Consider the following 2,500-nt stretch of genomic DNA (forward strand, 5'->3'; position numbering starts at 1 on the left):
TGGTTGCGGGGGCAGGATTTGAACCTGCGGCCTTCAGGTTATGAGCCTGACGAGCTACCGGGCTGCTCCACCCCGCGTCGGTTTGGTATCCATGATCGGGTGTTTTGGTATCGTATAGGGAGATGTCGCTTCTTTCTAGGTTTGGCGGTGACCTACTCTCCCACGTCTTAAGACGCAGTACCATTGGCGTGTTGGCCCTTAACGGCCGAGTTCGGGATGGGATCGGGTGTTTAGCCAGCGCTATGACCACCAAACCGAGGAAGAAGCGAAACACCGGGGGCGGATGCCCTCTGTTCTAAGTCTGTTTGTGCTTTTGTTATGGATGGTTTGTCCTACAGATTTCACTGTTTTGTCAGTGTTTTGCTGTTACTGGATCAAACCAAGCCTATCGAGCAATTAGTACCAGTCAACTGAATGCGTTACCGCACTTACATCTCTGGCCTATCGACGTGGTGGTCTTCCACGGCTCTCAAGGGAGACCTTGTTTTGAAGGGGGCTTCCCGCTTAGATGCCTTCAGCGGTTATCCTGTCCGAACATAGCTACCCAGCACTACCGTTGGCACGATAACTGGTCCACCAGTGGTTCGTTCAACCCGGTCCTCTCGTACTAGGGTCAACTCTTCTCAAGTCTCCTGCACCCACGGCAGATAGGGACCGAACTGTCTCACGACGTTCTAAACCCAGCTCACGTACCTCTTTAAATGGCGAACAGCCATACCCTTGGGACCTGCTCCAGCCCCAGGATGAGATGAGCCGACATCGAGGTGCCAAACGATGCCGTCGCTATGGACGCTTGGGCATCATCAGCCTGTTATCCCCAGAGTACCTTTTATCCGTTGAGCGATGGCCCACCCACTTGGGACCACCGGATCACTATGACCGACTTTCGTCTCTGCTCGACTTGTCAGTCTTGCAGTCAGGCGGGCTTCTGCCATTGCACTCGACGACCGATTTCCGACCGGTCTGAGCCCACCATCGCGCGCCTCCGTTACAGTTTGGGAGGCGACCGCCCCAGTCAAACTCCCCACCATGCAGGGTCCCGGACCCGGATAACGGGCCGCGGTTAGATATCAAGAATGCGAAGGGTGGTATCTCAAGGATGGCTCCACGAAGACTAGCGTCCCCGCTTCGATGCCTACCACCTATCCTGCACATCACATTCCTGATACCAGTGCAAAGCTAGAGTAAAGGTTCATGGGGTCTTTCCGTCTAACCGCGGGAAGTCTGCATCTTGACAGACAGTTCAATTTCGCTGAGTCCACATCAGAGACAGCGGGGAGATCGTTACGCCATTCGTGCAGGTCGGAACTTACCCGACAAGGAATTTCGCTACCTTAGGACCGTTATAGTTACGGCCGCCGTTTACTGGGACTTCAATTCGGAGCTTGCACCCCTCCTCTTAATCTTCCAGCACCGGGCAGGCGTCAGACTGTATACGTCGCCTTACGGCTTCGCACAGCCCTGTGTTTTAAGTAAACAGTCGCCACCCCCTAGTTTGTGCCCCCCACAAACACTTGCGTGCCTATGGGGCCTCCTTATCGCGAACTTACGGAGGTAATTTGCCGAGTTCCTTTGATGTGGTTCTCTCAAGCGCCTTGGTATACTCTACCAGTCCACCTGTGTCGGTTTAGGGTACGGTCTGATGTGGGGCTATTTCCAGGGACCCCGCGGCTGCACACCCAATCCGATAAGGGCATACAACGTTAAGGATCCGTCACTTCCCACTGGCCCACGAATATTAACGTGGTTCCCATCGACTACGCCTTTCGGCCTCGCCTTAGGGGCCGGCTTACCCTGCTCAGATTAGCTTTAAGCAGGAACCCTTGGACTTTCGGCGAGGGTGTCTCTCACACCCTTTATCGCTACTTATGTCAACATTCTCGCTTCTGATCACTCCACCGGATGCCTTACAGCCCGGCTTCACAGTAAGCTCTCCATGTTCATCCCCCTCTTGCGAGAGGTAAAACATGATGAGCTATATCACAGAACGCTCCGCTACCACGTGCATTGCTGCACATTCCGAGCTTCGGCTCATGGCTTGAGACCCGTTACATTTTCGCCGCAGGACAGCTTATCTAGACCAGTGAGCTGTTACGCTATCTTTAAATGATGGCTGCTTCTAAGCCAACATCCTGGTTGTTTTGGCCGTCCCACATGCTTTTCCACTTAGCCATGAATTTGGGGCCTTAGCTGCAGATCAGGGTTGTTTCCCTCTTCACACCGGACGTTAGCACCCGGTGTGTGTCTCCCGCATAGTACTCCACGGTATTCGGAGTTTGCTTAGGCTCAGTAAGGCTGTGGGCCCCCATCACCCATGCAGTGCTCTACCCCCGTGGGTATTCGTGCGAGGCGCTACCTAAATAGCTTTCGCGGAGAACCAGCTATCTCCAGGTTTGATTAGCCTTTCACCCCTAGCCACAAGTCATCCGGACCCTTTTCAACGGGTGTCGGTTCGGACCTCCAGCAAGTGTTACCTTGCCTTCATCCTGCTCATGGCTAG

1 tRNA gene and 2 rRNA genes (1 of these 3 cut by a window edge) are annotated in these 2,500 nt (G+C 54.1%); all 3 read right to left on the reverse strand.

The annotated features are described in order from the left end of the window. A tRNA-Met gene (locus NX862_RS19270) sits at positions 1-77 on the reverse strand. 62 nt (positions 78-139) lie between these two features. Then, positions 140-254 (reverse strand): 5S ribosomal RNA (gene rrf / locus NX862_RS19275). A gap of 121 nt (positions 255-375) precedes the next feature. Then, positions 376-2,500: ribosomal RNA gene (locus NX862_RS19280) — 23S ribosomal RNA — on the reverse strand; it runs 707 nt beyond the window's last position.

Source organism: Stagnihabitans lacustris (assembly GCF_025950525.1).
Classification (GTDB): domain Bacteria; phylum Pseudomonadota; class Alphaproteobacteria; order Rhodobacterales; family Rhodobacteraceae; genus Stagnihabitans.